The 306-nt window shown below is 70.3% G+C and carries 1 protein-coding gene; it reads left to right on the top strand.

The features are described from left to right. Positions 1–35 precede the first annotated feature (35 nt). The coding region (locus U5782_RS41470; protein WP_322049651.1) for a hypothetical protein at positions 36–306 on the top strand (271 nt) is incomplete at its 3' end.

Genomic DNA, 306 nt, shown 5'->3' with positions numbered 1-306 from the left:
GCACGGCGATGTTGACCACGGCGCAGGTGGCGGCCATGTCCACGGCCCAGCTCGGAAGCCTCTCGGGCTCGCTGAGCACGGCGCAGACGCAGGCGATTTCCACGGCGAACGTCGCGGCGCTGGGCACCAGCGTCGCTTCGCTGACCACGGCGATGCTCACGACCGCCCAGGTCGCTGTGCTTACGTCGGCTCAGGTGGGCTCGCTGACGTCGAACTCGGCGTCGGCGCTGTCGTCCACGCAAATCGGCGCGCTGAGCAGCGCGGCGGTGGCGGGTCTCACGCTCTCGGGCCTGAATACCGCGCAAG

This window comes from Paraburkholderia sp. J67, assembly GCF_905220265.1.
Taxonomy (GTDB): Bacteria; Pseudomonadota; Gammaproteobacteria; order Burkholderiales; family Burkholderiaceae; genus Paraburkholderia.
This window is presented reverse-complemented; position numbering and strand designations above follow the sequence as displayed.